Source organism: Pseudoalteromonas sp. SCSIO_11900 (assembly GCF_000576475.1).
GTDB classification, from domain to species: Bacteria; Pseudomonadota; Gammaproteobacteria; order Enterobacterales; family Alteromonadaceae; genus Pseudoalteromonas; species Pseudoalteromonas tetraodonis.
The window spans coordinates 720,801-738,663 of sequence record NZ_KK070023.1; the positions used below are offsets into that span (position 1 = coordinate 720,801).

Consider the following 17,863-nt stretch of genomic DNA (forward strand, 5'->3'; position numbering starts at 1 on the left):
GCCTAATGAGAAAAAGTGCAGTAAACATAAAACCCCTTTAAAATCGTAAAACCTTTAAAAGCTAGTTTTTGTAGTATTCGGCTATTTCAATAAATTCTGCGGTTAATTTTGTAGTATTAACCAAAGGCACATCACCTTGTTTAAATTCAGGCTTAAAAATAGCTCTTAGTGCGCCACTGCCATCAACAAGGGCAACAGATGCACTATGATCCACCGCATAATCAGATTCATTACTATCACTAATTGCGTAAATTAATCCAAGCTCGCGGACAAATGGAAATAAGTCTTTATGCTCACCTGACACAGCTAAAAAATCTGGATTAAAGTAATCTATGTACTCTTTACGTTTTTGGGCAATATCACGTTTAGGATCAACAGATATAAACCATACTTGTAGTGGGTACTCAGCCTGCAAATTTTTATAGATATTGTTGAGCTTAGCTAGCGTCATTGGGCAAATATCAGGGCAACTTATGTAACCTAAAAACACTAAATTCCATTGACCTAAAAACTGCTGTTTGGTTACTAACTTCCCTTGTTGATCATTCAACGAGAAATCAGATAACGGCTTTGCGGTTTCATAAACTAACGCATCAAGATCTTGTAAATTTTTTTTATCACTACAGGCCGATAAAAAGAGTACTGAAAAAACAACTAAACCACACCATAACTGCTTCATATAACTAGCCATTTATCTATAAATAAGATGATAAATAGTACCATCAAATGAATAATCGAAAAACGAAATAAATCCATCGCAGTGTCTTCTTTGGCAGCAAACTTTAAGTTAATTGCTTTGTATATAAATACAATATTGAGAAGACATGCCCCGCTTAGATAAATAAGCCCTGACATGCCAATCAAATAAGGAAACACACATACAATGGCGAGTAATACCGAATATGCAAGCACGCATGTTTTACAAAAATCGATACCATGGGTGACCGGTAACATGGGGATTTTAGCCCGCTCATAATCACTTTTACGCGCGATGGCGAGCGCCCAAAAATGAGGTGGGGTCCAGGTAAATATAATCATCACCAGCAACCAAGGGGCTGCCGCCATTTGATTTGTTTCAGACACCCAACCGAGTAATGGAGGCATTGCACCGGCTAATCCCCCTATAACTATATTTTGTGGTGTGGCACGTTTTAAAAATGACGTATAAATAAACGCATAACCAACAAGTGCAAATAAGGTCAGTATGGCTGTGAGCGTATTTGCCCACAACATCAGCATAATAAACCCAGCAACCCCAATCACAGTGGCAAAGCTCAGTGCATGTAATTTACTTAAACGCCCTTTAGCAACAGGGCGATGGCGGGTGCGAGCCATTTTGCTATCAATTTCACTATCAACAACATGATTAATGACTGCGGCGGCCGCAGAGAGTAATCCAATCCCTAATAAACTGATGAACTGAACCCCAACACCTCTGCCAACATCAGGGGCTAGCGCTAAGCCAACCCATGCTGTTAACACTAGCATAGCCACTACTTTAAATTTACTTATTGCCAAATAATCTTGGATTAAGTGGTAACTTTTAGTCAATAACGATGCGCTGTAAACGGGCTGCATTGCTTTTTTATTAATTGTAAGTGCCATAATCATTCCCCTCTAAGTACTTACTTTTAGGTAATAACATAACCTAACCATAGTTAGTAACAGTATGGCAGCCATTAAGTTATGCGCCAGTGCCACGCCTAACGGAAAATGAAAATGCACCACGGCTAACCCTAAAGCTATCTGGCAAAATAACGCCACTAACACACTCACCGTACAGCTTTTAATTTTTTGCGAATAGGCATGACTGTATATACGCCACATCACCAAGGCTAAGACAATGCAAGTCACTAAGGCCCATATTCGATGCAGTAAATGAATAGACATACGCGCCTGTTGCGACAACACACCAAATTCATAATTACTGTGCTCAAGGGGGAGCTGAAAGACACTACTGAATGAAAAAGGCTGAGCGTAACTACATAGCGGTAAGCCATTACAATGTGGAGCCGCATAATTAGCCGCTAACCAACCTCCGAGGGCGATTTGTAAAATCAGTACCGTTAATGCCACGAGGCTTAATTTAAAGTGAGGTTTTGCGCCCGCATCACCACCTGTAATAGGTTGGCTGGTCAGACGCAAATACAATAGCGTTAATAAGGCTAAAATACTAAATCCTCCGAGCAAATGCCCCATAACTATAAGCGGCTGTAGGTTCATAGTAACCGTCCACATACCTAATGCGGCCTGAAAAATAACAAGCAGCAGCAATATCATAGGCAACCTTACAGGCGTGGTTGGGTACTGACGCTTTAGAAAAGCTAAAATAAACAACACTAAAATTAATACCCCAAGCGTGCCTGCAAAGTAGCGATGGATCATTTCTTTCCATGCTTTTGCTTTTTCAAATATCATATCGGGATAACTTTGAATCGCTTGTGCAATCTCTGCTTCGTGTTTAGGCACGGTTAAAAAGCCATAACAACCAGGCCAATCGGGACAACCAAGCCCAGCGTCACTTAAACGCGTGTATGCGCCCAGAGCCACCACAATTAATGCGAATAAACTCGTTGCTAATACCAAATTTTTATAGTTTTTATACATAGCATCCTCTACTTAGCTCGAACGAGAGTAATTGAGTAATTTTTTTAGATCTTTTAATAACCCTTTTTGGATCAAACGGTTTTCTTGTGGTTGAGAACTAAATGGATACTCCAGTACAATTAGCCCCATATGATCGATTAAATACAAACTGGCAGGCTTTAACTGCTGTTGCTCATCAATAACATGCCAACGCGTTGTAACTAGCTCAGACTGTCCCATAATAGCCATATCAACTTTGTGTTGGTTTTTGCCAAGGGCAATATATAAATTGTCTAAAGCGGCTAATTGCTCCGTGCAAGACGCTTTGCATTGTGCTGAATAATTTAAAGCGATGGTCCATTGCTTAGGGTTATGCTGCGCCCAATTGTCTAGCTTAATTTCACGCTCTAAAAATTCACCATGGTTAGTAATTGCTGTAGGTAGCCAATCAAGTTTTAACGCACTGTAAGCCAGCACTAAGGGAATAGCGCAGCACACAGCAAAGAGTAACAGGGGTTTATTTTTCATTATCTATCCTCTTCCTGCTTGCAAAAATAGCGACCACCACACAGGCAACCGCAATTAAAAACCACTGTACTGAGTAGGCATAATGTTTTTCTGGACTCATAACAACGGCTTCATAATGAGGGGCAGCAATTTCATCAGCTTGACCTTGGCGGTAAGCCATAAAATTCACTAAAGGGCGATTAGATTGGCTACTCAATGCTTGTAAATCAATGATTTGAATTCGTTTGGCTAAATCCGACTGAGTATTGTTATTGGCTAAGGTAAAGCCACTTAAATTATCTTCTTTAATTTGTGCCGTTAACGTAAATTTACCATTGGGTATTGTTACGTTTGGTAGGATTTCTCTTGAACGTTCTGCTTTTACCCAGCCTAAGTTCACTAACAAAAAGCGTGATTCATCAGACAGTTTTAATAATGCCAGTAAGTCGTAACCAACCTGACCATTATAGATTTGGTTATCAAGCAACCAATAATTATTAGTGTCAAAATAACCATTTAACGAAACCAATACACCGGTTTTGTTCCACTCTTTTGGCAGCTGTTGTAACTCTGCCCAGCTCATTACGCCATGTTGTTGTATATTTTCAATGGCACTAAGCTGCTGTTGCTTTTGTTCTGCTCGCTGTAATTGCCAAAACCCTAGTCGCACACAAACCAATACCACAATAACAACCAAACAAATTGTTATTATTGAGCTAAGCTTTTGTTTGTTAAATACAACTAACTGCATAAGGGTAAAATCCAGTGATTATTAAAATTATTATTGTTCTACTGTTATTATTTATATTATTTAATTTATTTCGTGCTTTATTAATTATGGTGTCGGGGAAAACCAATGGACGCCCTATGTCTCACTTTTTAGGGCGTCGGGTGTTATTTTCTGTTGTGGTATTAGTGATGGTGATTGCCGCACTAAAACTTGGTTTTATTACGGCAAATCAGTCCCCCTTAATCACTAAAGCACATACACAAATACAAACAAACACAGCCAAACAACATCAACAAAATGCCAGTACCAAGCTGCAGCTTGAAAGGCAAAGTGCTTATCTTTAGTGAAATGTCCTTTCATAATGCGCAAAAACACCACCAATAAAATAATTGTTCCTAAGGTGACGTGCATACCGTGAAAGCCGGTTAACAAAAAGAAGGTATTGCCATAAATGCCCGCACCAAGGGTTAAGTTAAGATCGTTATAAGCATATATATACTCTTCTACCTGCAGCCCTAAAAAGCACATTCCGAGTAAAATGGTCACTCCCAAGCATACTTTGAGTGGCGTACGTTTATTATTTTCCATCGCCACATGGGCAAAATGTAAAGTTACCGACGAGGCCAGCAAAATAAGGGTGTTGATAAGCGGCAACCCTTGCCAGCCCATAGCTTGGGTCGTGGTGCCTCCTGGGGTATTTAGCAATGGCCACATGGCTTCAAACGTCGGCCACAATACTTCATTTGTCATGGCGTTGTTATCCGCACCTCCAAGCCAAGGCACAGAAAACATGCGGGCATAAAAAAGCGCCCCAAAAAATGCCATGAAGAACATCACTTCTGAAAAAATAAACCAGCTCATACCTTGCCTAAAAGAACGGTCCATTTGTGCAGAATAAAGCCCTTGATCAGACTCGTGTATGACATTTTTAAACCAGCTAAACAGCATGTAAAGTAGTACAGCTATACCTACGTATAACAAGTAAACGCCATTACCACCCTCTTTGCCCATATCCATTACGGTTAAGGCTGCGCCTACCGCAATAAAAAATAACGCAACTGCCCCAACTATTGGCCATGGACTTTGCTCTGGTACATAATAATGTTCATATTTTTGATTCATTTTATTTGCTCCTAGTTTTTCACCAGTTTTATAAGCTAGTTATTACTGGCTACTAGCCTCTCGCTAATATCAAATACGGTATAAGACAGGGTTAACTCTTCTACATCACTGGGTAATTCAGTATCTACATAAAACAATAATGTAAACTCCAGCTCTTCACCTGCCTTTAACGGTTGCTGATCAAAGCAAAAACACGCTATTTTGTGTAAATACTTGGCCGCTTTTCCTGGTGCTACCGACGGTATAGCCTGCATTACTTTATCTTCATTGCTGTTATTTTTAGCGCTAAACTTAACTTCACGCATGGCCCCAGGCTTTACATCTACACTGTACTCTTTAGATTTAACTTCAAAAGGCGCACCACTTTGCGCATGCGTAGTGAAACTAACGCTGACTTCTCTATTTTCAGTGACCAAGGTACTTTGCTGTGCCTGCTCTAACGAGGGCTTACCATTAAGCCCCGTTATATCGCAAAACACGTCATACAAAGGGACCATGGCAAATGCAAATGCAAACATTGCAATGCAAATCACCACCAGCTTTTTTAATAACGGCAAGTGAGTCATTATTTAATATCCGGCGGCGTTGAGAAGGTATGATAAGGCGCAGGTGAATCAACTTCCCATTCAAGCCCCTCAGCTCCATCCCAAACTTTTGCAGGCACTTTGTCGCCCCCTTTTGCACATTTATACACAACCACCACAAATAATAATTGCGATAAACCAAAGGCAAACCCACCTATACTAATAATGGCGTTAAAATCAGCAAACTGTAGCGCATAATCTGGAATACGGCGTGGCATACCGGCTAACCCCACAAAATGCATTGGGAAAAACAGCACATTTACACTTATTAACGACAACCAAAAATGCCATTTTGCTAAGGTAATATTGAACATGTTTCCGGTCCATTTTGGCAGCCAATAATAAGCCCCCGCCATAATAGAAAACACCGCGCCCGTTACGAGTACATAATGAAAGTGTGCAACCACAAAATAGGTATCATGATATTGGAAATCGGCAGGTGTAATCGCTAGCATCAATCCCGAAAAACCACCTAAAGTAAACAACACAATAAATGCGATACTAAACAGCATTGGCACTTCAAAGCTAATAGACCCGCGCCACATAGTCGCTACCCAGTTAAATACTTTTACGCCGGTAGGTACCGATATCAGCATAGTCGCGTACATAAAAAACAACTCACCCGCCACGGGCATACCAGTGGTAAACATATGATGCGCCCACACAATAAAGCTCAACAAGGCAATGGAGGAGGTGGCATACACCATAGAGGCATAACCAAATAGTTTTTTACGTGAAAAGGTGGGAACAATCGTAGAAATAATGCCAAAGGCAGGCAAAATCATAATATAAACTTCAGGGTGACCAAAAAACCAAAAAATATGTTGGAACATCACCGGATCGCCACCACCAGCGGCATCAAAGAAACTGGTCGCGAAGTATTTATCGGTGAGCACCATAGTAACTGCACCAGCAAGTACCGGCATAACTGCAATAAGTAAAAACGCCGTGATCAACCATGTCCACACAAATAACGGCAGCTTCATCCACGTCATACCCGGAGCACGCATATTTACTATGGTGACCACCACATTAATGGCCCCCATAATCGAACTAATACCCATAATATGCACAGCAAATACAAACATTGCTGTGTTGTCGTTACTATAAGTGGTGGAAAGCGGCGCGTAAAAGGTCCAACCAAATGCAGGGCCACCACCAGGCATAAATAATGAAGCTAATAGGATTAAAAACGCAAACGGTAAAATCCAAAAGCTCCAGTTATTCATTCTCGGTAAGGCCATATCTGGCGCACCAATCATTAGCGGGATCATCCAGTTTGCCAAGCCGGTAAAGGCTGGCATAACCGCACCAAACACCATTATTAAACCATGCACTGTGGTCATTTGATTAAAAAAGTGAGGATCAACCAGTTGTAGGCCCGGCTGAAATAACTCAGCTCGAATAACCATCGCCATTGCCCCACCAATTAAAAACATGGTGAGTGAAAAAATTAAATATAAGCTACCTATATCTTTATGGTTGGTTGTAAATAACCAGCGTTTAAAGCCTGTGGCAGGTTGATGGGCATGATGAGCCTCATTGGTATTAGGTTGTTCTGCAATGCTACTCATTATTTAGCCTCCCCATCAGCATCCAGTGCCGCTTGTATCTCGCTCGGTTGAATTACATCACCAGTGTCATTACCCCACGCGTTGCGTTTATAGGTAATAACAGCTGCTATTTGCTTGATTGATAATTGCTTTGCGAAAGACTGCATAGCCGTACCTGGTTTACCATGGAGCAAAATATCTATATGCCCTTTGATATCACCTATGACTATTGGGCTGCCTTTAAGAGCCGGAAAAACACCCGGCAAGCCTAATCCTGTTGGCTGATGGCACGCCGCGCAGCTCGCCATATAAACCTGCTCACCAAGCGCCATCAGCTCTTCTTTTGGTACAACTTGGTCTAATAACGCAGCGTCTGCTTCAGCTGCTTTTTGCTTGGCTTGTTTAGCCTCTGCTAACCACGTTTTGAAGTCTTCTTCTGTTTTAGCTTCTACCACAACAGGCATAAAACCATGATCTTTACCGCAAAGCTCTGCACACTGCCCACGGTAAGTACCAACCTCATTAATATTGGTCCATGTTTCGTTAATAAACCCAGGGTTTGCATCTTTTTTAACGGCAAAGTCAGGCACCCACCATGAGTGAATAACATCATCTGAAGTCATTAAAAAACGTACTTTTTGATTAATTGGTAGTACCAGCGGTTTATCGACCTCGAGTAAATAATTCGGGTTTTTATCAGCAAGGTTGGTTATTTCATTTTGAGGGGTAGCTAGCATGGAATAAAACTCAACGTCCTCCCCCATATACTCGTAATGCCACTTCCACTGTGAGCCTGTAATTTTAATGGTGAGATCAGCTTTGCTGGCATCCTCCATGGCAATTAAGGTTTTAGTCGCAGGAATGGCCATAACAATTAATATGACAAAAGGGATCGCAGTCCACAGTATTTCTACTTTGGTGCTTTCATGGAATTGGGCAGGGACAGCCCCTTTAGATTTGCGATGATGAATGAGTGCCCAAAACATAATGGCAAACACGATCACCCCAATCACACAACATATTAAAAAAATAGTCATGTGCAGTTGGTATACATTATTACTTATATCGGTTACGCCTTTACGCATATTATATTGGCTATTAGCAAGCACATTCTGCGAAAAAACAAACAATATAAGCCACAAGGAAGAACTCAGCTTACCCATGTGACGGCTCCTTTGATGCTATTGCTGACGCAAAGCGAAGAGGCATACGGCTTAAACGCCTATTCGTTATTTTTATTTTTTATAAGGGTGCTGGATTTAGTAAATGTGTGTTCTCAAAACGACTAAGCTGTGAGTTATTTTTATTCCAGCTCTTTAATAACTAGTTAAAAAATAAACAATAAGCAAGGTGAGTATGAAAAATAAACAAGGTGTATTTTTTAAAATGCGCAGCTAAAAAAATAGCAACTAGTCAGGCAATTAATCTAAGAGTCAGGTTTAGTAAGGGGTGTATTGAAATTACAGGATAGAAATATAAAAAATTGTTAACTTAAAAAAGCAGAGTAAATTTGTTTATTTATAAAGTATTTAGTGATTTTATTTATGATAGGGGGAGCACTTAACAACATATAGTCATACATTTGATAAGTTAGACATTGTGCTGCTAACAAACCCAGCGCCTAATCACTATTAAGCGCTAAATTATGCTTTAATACTACATCCAGTCAGCGTTACGAATAACACCTACCGCTAAGCCTTCAATATTGAACGACTCATTTTCTAAATCGACCTCAATAGCTGAAAACTCATCATTTTCAGCATGTAAGAGTACTTTTCTGCCCGCTTTTTCTAAACGCTTCACGGTTACATCGTCGTCAACACGGGCAACAATAACTTGTCCATTTTCGGCAACTTGGGTTTTATGCACAGCAAGTAAATCACCATCCATAATACCAATGTCTTTCATACTCATACCGTTAACACGCAATAAAAAATCGGCCGCAGGTTTAAACATTAAAGGGTCAATTTTACAGTGGCTTTCTACATGCTGTTGCGCCAATATTGGCTCACCGGCAGCCACCCTGCCAATTAAAGGTAAGCCTAACTGCTCTGGCTCCTCTTCTTCAACAAGCTGAATTCCGCGACTCGCGCCTGGCTTCATTTTAATAACACCTTTTTTGGCCAATGCTTTTAAGTGTTCTTCTGCAGCATTTGCACTTTTAAAACCCAGTGTTTGTGCAATTTCGGCACGTGTAGGAGGCATACCAGTGTCTTTAATAAACACTTTAATGAGTTCGAGTATTTGCGCTTGGCGTTTCGTTAATGGTCGCATACAACTGGTTTTCCATACAGTACAATTAACTGTGAGTATATACAGTTATTTAAAAATCGCAAATATAAATTAATGCCTTATATGCCGTTATCATCAAACAATAACCTACTTTAAAAGCAGGGTAATAAATGTAATTATTAGCAACGCATTATCATATTAATAAATTTTAATTCTCGATTACTTATCCAAGGAGCTAGCATGAGTATTTGGCATCAACCGATTACATTAGAGTTTTGTAAGCAATTAGATCAAGGTATTACAGGCCAAGGGACACTCATGAAAACCATGGGAATAGAGATCAGTGAAATTGGTGATGACTACTTAGTGGCAACTATGCCGGCAATTCCAGAGCATCATAACCCTATGGGTATCGTTCATGGTGGCGCAAATGTGGTACTTGCTGAAACAGTAGCAAGTTATGCCGCTAATTTTGTGGTTGATTTCAATCGGTTTTATTGTGTTGGCCAAGAGATCAGTGCAAGTCATTTAAAGGCATCACGCAATGGCACATTAACGGCCACAGCGAGAGCTTATCATATCGGCAAACGCAGCTCGGTTTGGGATATTAAAATAACCAATAGCCGCAATGAGCTTTGCTGCGTATCACGTATGACCGCAGCCGTAGTAGAGCGAAAAGGCTAGTAAATCTGTTAACCAAGGTTGAGGTTAAATTACTTTTCGAGAGGGTAAATAGTAATTTCCACACCTGCACCAATTGCAGATATACGTAACAAGGTATCTGCATGTAAAGCTTGGTTAAAGCATTTTGGCGAAGTGCCAGACTCAAAACCCATATCGAATGTTCTGCGTGAACAACTCAACCATTGCTTTAATGCATTGCGTGAACACGACTCGATTAACTCGCACAAGTGATTAATCGCTTTATCTGGCGTGGTTATTTCACCTGCAACCTCAATGCGAGCAAGTTGACGGTATTCGTCTTTATCATAATGTAAAATAGTTGCGACCTTTTTTAAATCAGCAACTAATACGCTAATATCTTGCTTTGACTCAAGCTCTAGATCTACATTTAAAAATTGAATTTCCGACATTATCTCGTTTTTACCCTCTATTAATTTCATTGCAAACTTTAACGCAGTTTTACCGTTATACCAAATCAACAACGCAAGAATCACTGCATTAACGCGTTTTTAGCGTTAGCCTCTGAATATTGCCCACTATTTACTCCTAAAAAACGCCCTCTACAAAATACGCAAATTAAAATTAAAGCATGCCGGCGGCGGTTTACTTTTTTATTCTAGGCCTTAAACTAGCCGCTCCTGTAGTTCACGTATGTGATGGATATGATTCGGTTTATTTTAGCTTTGTTGGCTTGCTGTGCTTGTTTTTCAGCAATGGGCGAACAATTTACGCGGTTTTCGAGTGCCAAAAAGCACTTAATTAATACCCTTCCCGAAAACGCTAAAAGTATTTATTGTGGTTGCGATATAAAAAAACAAGGCAAAAAGTTAGTACCCGACCCTACCCATTGTGGCTACGTGCCTCGCAACACACTAACCCGCTCAGGCAAAGTAAATCAACGTGCATTGCGAATTGAATGGGAACATATTGTCCCTGCATGGGAATTTGGTCACCAGTTACAATGCTGGCAAGATGGTGGGCGTAAAAACTGCCGCAAAGTTAGCGCTAAGTTTCGCTTGATGGAAGCCGATATAAACAATTTAGCCCCTGCAATTGGTGAAATTAACGCCGATCGCTCAAACTACCGCTTTGGCATGTTAGCCCAAAACGCGACGCAATATGGTCGTTGTGAGGTTAAAGTTAATTTTAAACAACGTGTTGTTGAACCGCCTGTTCATGCACGTAAACGCATTGCCGATGCGTACGCTTACATGCAAAAAACGTATGGTTTAAAAATTTCAGCTAAACAACAAAAGCTATTTAATGCTTGGCAACAACAAGCTTATGCTGCCAACACAAATAGTAAAAAGCTGTAAGTTTAAATTAAAAGTGTGTAACACACGCTTTTAATTAATCTAAAACGCTTGGTGTGGTCCAAATATTTCGTAGTGAATATTTGAGCTTTGCACACCTAAATCAAGTAGCTGGCCTTTTACGTAAGCCATAAATGATGCTGGTCCACACAAATAAAATGCCCCTTCGCTAATAGGTAATGATGCCTCAAGCACCGTTAAATCCATTAGCCCAGTGAAATCACACTCCTCGCCACCTTGATTAAACCAAGTAAATGTTTTTAGCTGTGGATGCATTGCCGTTTGCTGCGCTAAATACCCTTTAAATGAAAATTCGCGGCTATTTTCACACGCGTGCAAATAACTAATCGCTTGATTTTTATCACCACTAAGTAGCGTTTGCAGCATTGCCATCATCGGGGTTTGGCCAACACCTGCTGAAATAAGTACAACTGGAGTTGCCTCATTTTTTAAAATAAAATCTCCCGCTGGCGGGTATAACTCTACTCGTGCGCCTTGCTCTAGTGAGTGTAAATAATTAGACACCACGCCAGGCTTTGGTTGGCACTCTTTTTTAACGCTAATACGATAGTTTTTAGCATTGCTCTTTTGCGAAATAGAATACTGGCGGATCTCTTCATATTCTGCGCCCTCAGGCTTAACTTTAATGCCAATGTACTGTCCTGGCTTGTAGGTAATAACTGCTTTACCATCCACAGGTGTCAGCGTAAAACTAGTTACGAATTCAGATTCAACATGTTTATCAGTAATTTCAAACTGGCGCGTGCTTGCCCAGCCACCATGGTTGTTTTTACTGTGCGCATACAATGCCGCTTCTTCGGTAATACAAATATCAGCAAGTACACCGTAGGCTTCGCGCCACGCATATTCAACATCGGCAGTAAACTGCTCAGGAATAAGCTCTTTAAGTGTGCCGATCAAATGCGCCCCTACAATAGGGTAGTGTTCGGGTAAAATATTCAAGCTGGTATGCTTATGGTTAATTCTAGCTAATGCCTCTTTTAACACGGCTAAATTATCAATATTTTGCGCGTACGCAGCCAACGCATTAAATAATGCAAATTGCTGACGACCCGTTTCTTGATTAGTCATATTAAAAATATGTTTAAGTTCCGGGTTATGGCTAAACATGCGCTTATAAAAATGATCGGTGACGGCTGTACCCGCTTCTGCAAGTAATGGAGCTGTACTTTTTACAATCTCAATAGTTTTTTCAGATAACATGTTTATTTCCTATGTAATAACTAACTGCTTGCACTTAGCATTACACAGAGCGTGCCAACTAATTAAACCCATAATATTCAACAGGTTAAATTAACTCACTTTACAAGATGAGTCTTTATGACCTACTATAAAACATGTAAAAATACACTAACAGGTCATTTTGACTCAAGTTGCCTTGGAGCTTGCACAAAGCACCTTACATGCCCACAGTTTTGAGCAGCTCTTAGCCACGGTTGAACGTGTTATTCCAAGTGATGCTAGCGCCTTGTTAATTCGCCAAGGCGAGCAATTAAAGCCCTTAGCCATTAAAGGGCTTATGCCCGATAGCCTAGGACGACGTTTTGATATTGCGAAGCACCCTCGCCTTAAAGCCATCTGCAGTAGTCGTTTGGCTCTGCAATTTGCACATGACTGTCCACTACCTGATCCATACGACGGGCTACTACTGGCTAAAACCGGTGATATTCCAGTGCATGCCTGCTTAGGGTTACCCCTTTATGATAAAAACGCACTACTTGGCATTCTGACCTTTGATAGCCTAAACGCTGATGCGTTTGACGGCATTACGGCTGATACACTCAACACCTTACAAACCTTGTGTAGCGCACACTTTAAAACAGCTCTAGAGCTTGCCCATTATAAACAGCATGCTCAGCATTCAAATGAATTAGTACAAGCGTTAAACCGTGAGGCACTCAAACGCGATGGTGGTGAAATTATTGGCCAAAGCCCAGTAATACAAACCCTTAAAAACGAAATAAAGCTGGTTGCAGCCTCTAATTTTAGTGTATTAATTTTAGGTGATACTGGGGTCGGCAAAGAGTTGGTGGCGCGTAATATTCACTTGCATTCAGCACGCAAAGATCAGCCATTGATCCATTTAAATTGTGCATCACTGCCTGAAAACCTCGCAGAAAGTGAATTTTTTGGCCATGCAAAAGGCGCTTTTACCGGCGCCCAAAATGCCCGCCAAGGTAAATTTCAGTTAGCCGATGGCGGTACCTTATTTTTGGATGAAATAGGCGAGCTACCACTGGCAATGCAAAGTAAATTATTACGGGTACTGCAAAGTGGTGAAGTACAAACCGTTGGCGAAGATGAACTTAAATATGTTGATGTTAGAGTGATTGCAGCAACTAATCGCGACCTAAAACACGAAGTAGAACAGGGGCGATTTCGCGCCGACTTATATCATCGCCTAAGTGTGTACCCGTTAAGCGTAGCGCCTTTAAAAGCCCGTGATGAAGATGTTATTTTATTAGCCGGCTATTTTGCAGAAAAAACAGCCCGCAAGCTCGCTATTAAACAGCTAAAACTCAGCATTGAAGCGCAACTGCTGCTTAAAAAATATGACTGGCCAGGCAATGTGAGGGAGCTTGAGCATGTGATTAATCGGGCTGCATTAAAGGCTAAACAACATCAGTGGCAGCAACCAATTATTACTATTGAACCTGAGCATTGTGAGCTAAATTTAAGCGCTGTTAACACCTTAGCTCTTGAACACTCAAACCAGCTTGTAATCCCACCTTTAGCAAACAACATTTCGTTAAAGCAAGCCACAGATACCTATACGCAGCAACTTATAATACAGCAACTTAAACAACATAATTATAACTGGGCCAGTACCGCGCGCAGTTTACAGGTCGACCGTGCTAATTTAACACGGCTAGCCAAGCGCTTAGGTATTTCAATAAAAAAATCGTTGTCGCCTAGTTAACTTAACTTTCGCTGCTTAAAATAATTTTTTAATAGCTGACTAAACGCTTGAACCTTTGCTGTTCGGTGCACTAAATGATGCGTAACCAGCCACAAATCGGTTGGCCAACTCAGTTCATTAGGCAGTACAGGGACTAAATCAGAGTATTGCGCTGCAACATCATGCTGTAATCCGCCAATACCGAGCCCTTTAACTATGGCGCGGGTCGCTTCTGAGGTTTCTGACACTCTTAGCTTAACTTGCGACGGGGGAATATTTTCATCAACCCATGCAAAGTAAGGCACTTTGGCGTTATACCCTGCTACACCTGACACAAAGCTATGCAGCGATAGTTGCGCTAATGTTTGTGGCAACCCATAACGGCTAATGTAATGCTTTGATGCATAAAATCCTGACGAGAGCGCCGCTAAATGCTGAGCAATATAATCACCCTCATCCGGTCTGGGTCCAGCTCTTACTGCGATATGTGCTTGGCCATGATCTAAACGTAAGCGTTTTTGATCCATAATCACTTGTAATTGCACTTGCGGATGCAAGGTTTGAAACTGCTCGCACACCTCACTTAATACATCAATAAAGCCACTAACTGTGGTGAGTAACAAGCTACCTTGCAAGGTGCTATCTGCAGCAATAATGTCATTATGTAGGCGCTCTAGTTCACCATTAATCGCTTGTGCTGTGGTAAATAACTTAGCGCCAATTTCTGTGACTTTATAGCCGCGAGCATGGCGATGAAATAGTCGCGCATTTAAGCTTTTTTCTAAGTTATTTATTCGCCTGAGCACCGTACTATGGTGAACATCTAACACTTCGGCCGCGGCAGTTAAAGTACCTAAGCGCGCTACCTCGTAAGCAACCTTCAGGTCTTGCCAATCATTAAATTGAATTGCCATGATAACTACTCTTTAATCTGTGCATATGCGCACACAAGTTTTGCGTTTATTTGGCTTTTCTGCAAGTGATTATTTGTTAAAGTCACATTATACAAACTCATTATCAGGAGCAGCTCATGACAACACCAAAAATTATTGCCCTAGCAGGTAGCTTACGTAAAGATAGCTTTCATCAAAAACTCATTAACGAAGCGGCACGCTTTGCTTTAGAAAGTGGCGCTGAAGTAGAAGTGATTAAACTCGCAGACTTAGCCATTCCTATGTTTGATGAAGATCTCGAGGCACAAGGCACACCAGCCGGTGTACAACAACTTAAAGACAAACTTCGCGCAGCCGATGGCATTTTGCTGGCCAGCCCAGAATATAATGGCTCTATTACCGCGGTGTTAAAAAATGCTATTGATTGGGCATCGCGCACCGAACAAGGCGCAGAGCCTGCATTTGCAAATAAAGTAACCGCGTTATATGCAGCCTCGCCAGGTGGGTTGGGCGGCTTACGTGGCTTAAATCACGTGCGTGATATTTTATCTGGCATTGGCAGTTTAGTATTAGCCAATCAATTAGCTGTACCGGCTATTCATACTTTGTTAGACGAAAACGGCCGTATTAATGACCCTGCTACCGCTGAAAAAGTGGCTGGTCTTGCACAGCAGTTAGTTAGCGTAGCAAGTAAGCTTAAATAAGCAGCAACTATAACTTTGTTGCTGCAAGCTTTGCAGCAATAAAGTCTTCATGGGTAACATACAATAAATTAGCAACACGACGAATAACGTATTCTTCTTGTGGATCAAGTTCACCATCTGAGTATGCTAATCGCCAGAGTAGTTCAACTATTTCAATGCGTTGCTTTGCACTGCATTGATTATTAATTTGCTTTGAAAATTGAAAATAATCAATGGCGTCATCTAAGCTCGAACTTGCTTGTTCGGTTAACTCATCTACTGCTTCATCAGTTAAATCAAAATACTTTTTTAATGTCAGACTTAACGTATGCTGTTCATCTGCCTGTAAATCGTTATCCGCTCGCATTACCTCAATTAATAACGCGGCAACGGCTGTTTTTAAATCATGTTGTTCAATATCATAATCTTGCTGATCAATACTCGAAAAAAGCTGTTTAATTTGCTTGAACATCACATTTCCCCTTTTTGGGTGTTAGACTTATATCATAACGGGTGTAATTGATATGCTGATCACACTACCCAATATCAAGATGGAGTTAAAGGTTTATGAGTATAAAAGCCAATCATTACATACATGGAATTATTACCTGGGGTTTATTAACAGGGTGTTTGAGTGTGTCGGCAGAGCAAAGTGAAATGCAACGGCTCTACGATTTTGATGAAAAGGTGCATTATAAGCAAACTCAAATAGACACCAACAACTACCACCTAGAAATACAGTCTGATGACTACCCGCATTTTAGAAACCAAAGTGTCTTTTTATTACGCCACGCAAATCGTTTATGCCGCGATAATCCTTTTATGTTAAAAGTGACTGAGGGCGTACAAGAGTACCAACGCTTTCCAACTAAACCGCGTGCTTATCAGCCACCGCTCAGTGTATTTGTGCAGTGTGAAATGCCTGCAGAAAAAACCTCAAAAAAATAACACCTCGTTATTTTTCAGTAAAACCACTGAGTATTAAAATAGCCTGTGGTTTTACTGTAGTTAACCCGAACTAAGTTAGTTAACGCCATATCCCCACGGCGCAGCCGGTGGTGTAATAGGTTTAGTTAAATCAAAATCAACACGGAATTCGCGACCTTGGCGAATAAGTCGATAAGTGAACTGTTCAGGGTAAATATACATTTGCCATGTATTGCCTACCGATTGCGGTATGTCTTGGCTAACAAATAACTCTTTTGAATACTGATCTGCAGGGAATGACTGCATATTAGCAAAACCCGCATCTAAAGTATGACCGCCATACATAGTAGACACATCATCGCTGCCATCTTTATGACGATGATCGTGCTTTAAGCTCAAACCACTACCTGTTTTAGTAATGATCCACGTACGAGAGGCGTCATCACCGACATGAAACGGCACCTGTAACTCACGGTCATTACACTTACGCACATGCATAATTAACTTTTTATCGGCAAATGAACTCGGCCCTGTTGCATTATCAACCGTTACTTTACCCTCAAAAGCTTTACCGCAGTGAGCAGCAATACTATCGAAAAAGCCATCATGACTTGGAATTGATACCAAAGGCGCTGGACGTGCTATTGCTGCAGTGGATGCCAGCATAAACGCTACAGCTGTTAATAATTTCATAATGTGTCCCTAAACATGTAAAAAATCAGCTTAGCGTTTAAGCAAACACAAAGAAAATAATCACGATGAACAGCAATAAGAAATTAACAGAGCAATAGGATTTTACTGTAATTAATTAGTAAAAAATATCGCTTGAAAGAAAATGAGAAATTAAATATCGTTGATTGATAAAGGTAGGTAATTAAACACAAAGTCAGTTTTAGCACGGAGCACATATATAGATGGAGAACTATATCGGCCTAGTAATCATCGTATTACTATTAATTATTCAAAATCGCTACACTTTGCACATATATCAACACCTTGCTGAGCAGCACCCAGAACAATGGAAAAAATTATCACAAAATTCATTAGATGGGACACCCTATGCCAATCTTGCTGAGTCATTTAAAGATGGTTTTTTTCGACTATCAACGACCCAAAGGTAGTCCGCTAC

The 17,863-nt window shown here is 40.7% G+C and carries 22 protein-coding genes; 7 read left to right on the forward strand and 15 right to left on the reverse strand.

The window, feature by feature from the left end:
• Positions 1-61: 61 nt before the first annotated feature.
• From BG00_RS03365 to BG00_RS03385, 5 genes are read right to left on the reverse strand one after another with little or no spacing between them, the layout of a single operon-like run.
• Positions 62-679, reverse strand: coding sequence for an SCO family protein (locus tag BG00_RS03365; protein WP_036980517.1), 618 nt, complete (start codon positions 677-679; stop codon positions 62-64).
• A complete protein-coding gene (cyoE, locus tag BG00_RS03370; RefSeq protein WP_036980519.1) occupies positions 676-1,605 on the reverse strand; it encodes a heme o synthase in 930 nt (309 codons plus the stop codon). The genes BG00_RS03365 and cyoE overlap by 4 nt, the downstream gene beginning before the upstream one ends.
• A 12-nt stretch (positions 1,606-1,617) precedes the next feature.
• Entirely contained in the window at positions 1,618-2,607 is a 990-nt protein-coding gene (locus BG00_RS03375; protein ID WP_036980520.1) for a COX15/CtaA family protein, read from the reverse strand.
• Positions 2,608-2,619: 12 nt separating this feature from the next.
• Entirely contained in the window at positions 2,620-3,114 is a 495-nt protein-coding gene (locus BG00_RS03380; protein ID WP_036980522.1) for a hypothetical protein, read from the reverse strand.
• On the reverse strand, positions 3,104-3,844 hold the full coding sequence (locus BG00_RS03385) for an SURF1 family protein (protein WP_036980523.1): 741 nt from the start codon (positions 3,842-3,844) through the stop codon (positions 3,104-3,106). The genes BG00_RS03380 and BG00_RS03385 overlap by 11 nt, the downstream gene beginning before the upstream one ends.
• A gap of 14 nt (positions 3,845-3,858) precedes the next feature.
• Here BG00_RS03385 and BG00_RS18465 point away from each other — a divergent pair, with 14 nt between their 5' ends.
• Entirely contained in the window at positions 3,859-4,167 is a 309-nt protein-coding gene (locus tag BG00_RS18465) for a DUF2909 family protein (RefSeq protein ID WP_081485455.1), read from the forward strand.
• Here the strand turns inward: BG00_RS18465 and BG00_RS03390 are convergent.
• From BG00_RS03390 to lexA, 5 genes are all read right to left on the reverse strand, one after another.
• On the reverse strand, positions 4,070-4,945 hold the full coding sequence (locus tag BG00_RS03390; RefSeq protein WP_036980525.1) for a cytochrome c oxidase subunit 3: 876 nt from the start codon (positions 4,943-4,945) through the stop codon (positions 4,070-4,072). The genes BG00_RS18465 and BG00_RS03390 overlap by 98 nt on opposite strands.
• Before the next feature lie 35 nt (positions 4,946-4,980).
• Positions 4,981-5,511 (reverse strand): cytochrome c oxidase assembly protein, encoded by a 531-nt coding sequence (locus tag BG00_RS03395; RefSeq protein WP_013466139.1) that lies wholly within the window; start codon positions 5,509-5,511, stop codon positions 4,981-4,983.
• Positions 5,511-7,103, reverse strand: a complete 1,593-nt coding sequence (gene ctaD, locus BG00_RS03400) for a cytochrome c oxidase subunit I (protein WP_028834828.1) — start codon at positions 7,101-7,103, stop codon at positions 5,511-5,513. Before ctaD ends, BG00_RS03395 begins: the two co-directional genes overlap by 1 nt.
• Positions 7,103-8,245, reverse strand: coding sequence for a cytochrome c oxidase subunit II (coxB, locus tag BG00_RS03405; protein ID WP_036980527.1), 1,143 nt, complete (start codon positions 8,243-8,245; stop codon positions 7,103-7,105). Before coxB ends, ctaD begins: the two co-directional genes overlap by 1 nt.
• 493 nt (positions 8,246-8,738) lie before the next feature.
• A complete protein-coding gene (gene lexA, locus BG00_RS03410; protein WP_008114166.1) occupies positions 8,739-9,356 on the reverse strand; it encodes a transcriptional repressor LexA in 618 nt (205 codons plus the stop codon).
• A 198-nt stretch (positions 9,357-9,554) separates the two neighbouring features.
• Between lexA and BG00_RS03415 the strand changes: the two genes are divergently transcribed.
• Positions 9,555-9,998: a PaaI family thioesterase gene (locus tag BG00_RS03415; protein WP_013466144.1), complete on the forward strand. Its 444-nt coding sequence runs from the start codon at positions 9,555-9,557 to the stop codon at positions 9,996-9,998.
• 29 nt (positions 9,999-10,027) lie between these two features.
• On the opposite strand, the gene BG00_RS03420 is transcribed toward BG00_RS03415, so the two are convergent.
• Positions 10,028-10,408 carry a hypothetical protein gene (locus BG00_RS03420; protein WP_036983336.1) on the reverse strand — a complete coding sequence of 127 codons (381 nt, stop codon included), beginning with the start codon at positions 10,406-10,408 and terminating at the stop codon, positions 10,028-10,030.
• Between the two features lie 252 nt (positions 10,409-10,660).
• Between BG00_RS03420 and BG00_RS03425 the strand changes: the two genes are divergently transcribed.
• Positions 10,661-11,314 carry an endonuclease gene (locus BG00_RS03425; RefSeq protein WP_028834827.1) on the forward strand — a complete coding sequence of 218 codons (654 nt, stop codon included), beginning with the start codon at positions 10,661-10,663 and terminating at the stop codon, positions 11,312-11,314.
• 39 nt (positions 11,315-11,353) lie between these two features.
• On the opposite strand, the gene hmpA is transcribed toward BG00_RS03425, so the two are convergent.
• The gene (gene hmpA / locus BG00_RS03430; RefSeq protein ID WP_036980530.1) at positions 11,354-12,535 is read right to left on the reverse strand and encodes an NO-inducible flavohemoprotein; all 1,182 of its coding nucleotides are present in this window, start codon (positions 12,533-12,535) and stop codon (positions 11,354-11,356) included.
• Between the two features lie 160 nt (positions 12,536-12,695).
• Between hmpA and norR the strand changes: the two genes are divergently transcribed.
• Entirely contained in the window at positions 12,696-14,252 is a 1,557-nt protein-coding gene (gene norR, locus BG00_RS03435) for a nitric oxide reductase transcriptional regulator NorR (RefSeq protein ID WP_445322851.1), read from the forward strand.
• Here norR and BG00_RS03440 read toward each other — a convergent pair.
• Positions 14,249-15,145 carry a LysR family transcriptional regulator gene (locus BG00_RS03440; RefSeq protein ID WP_028834824.1) on the reverse strand — a complete coding sequence of 299 codons (897 nt, stop codon included), beginning with the start codon at positions 15,143-15,145 and terminating at the stop codon, positions 14,249-14,251. The two genes, norR and BG00_RS03440, sit on opposite strands and share 4 nt — an antisense overlap.
• Positions 15,146-15,261: 116 nt before the next feature.
• Here BG00_RS03440 and BG00_RS03445 point away from each other — a divergent pair, with 116 nt between their 5' ends.
• The gene (locus BG00_RS03445; protein WP_036980537.1) at positions 15,262-15,828 is read left to right on the forward strand and encodes an NADPH-dependent FMN reductase; all 567 of its coding nucleotides are present in this window, start codon (positions 15,262-15,264) and stop codon (positions 15,826-15,828) included.
• A 7-nt stretch (positions 15,829-15,835) separates the two neighbouring features.
• Here BG00_RS03445 and BG00_RS03450 read toward each other — a convergent pair whose 3' ends face one another.
• A complete protein-coding gene (locus BG00_RS03450; protein WP_036980539.1) occupies positions 15,836-16,279 on the reverse strand; it encodes a tellurite resistance TerB family protein in 444 nt (147 codons plus the stop codon).
• Between the two features lie 95 nt (positions 16,280-16,374).
• On the opposite strand from BG00_RS03450, the gene BG00_RS03455 reads away from it, so the two are divergent.
• Positions 16,375-16,755, forward strand: coding sequence for a hypothetical protein (locus BG00_RS03455; RefSeq protein WP_036980542.1), 381 nt, complete (start codon positions 16,375-16,377; stop codon positions 16,753-16,755).
• Between the two features lie 75 nt (positions 16,756-16,830).
• Here BG00_RS03455 and BG00_RS03460 read toward each other — a convergent pair whose 3' ends face one another.
• The gene (locus tag BG00_RS03460; RefSeq protein ID WP_036980546.1) at positions 16,831-17,427 is read right to left on the reverse strand and encodes a hypothetical protein; all 597 of its coding nucleotides are present in this window, start codon (positions 17,425-17,427) and stop codon (positions 16,831-16,833) included.
• Positions 17,428-17,648: 221 nt separating this feature from the next.
• Here BG00_RS03460 and BG00_RS03465 point away from each other — a divergent pair, with 221 nt between their 5' ends.
• Complete coding sequence (locus tag BG00_RS03465; RefSeq protein WP_253861350.1) at positions 17,649-17,855, forward strand: hypothetical protein; 207 nt, start codon at positions 17,649-17,651, stop codon at positions 17,853-17,855.
• The last annotated feature ends 8 nt before the right edge of the window (positions 17,856-17,863 follow it).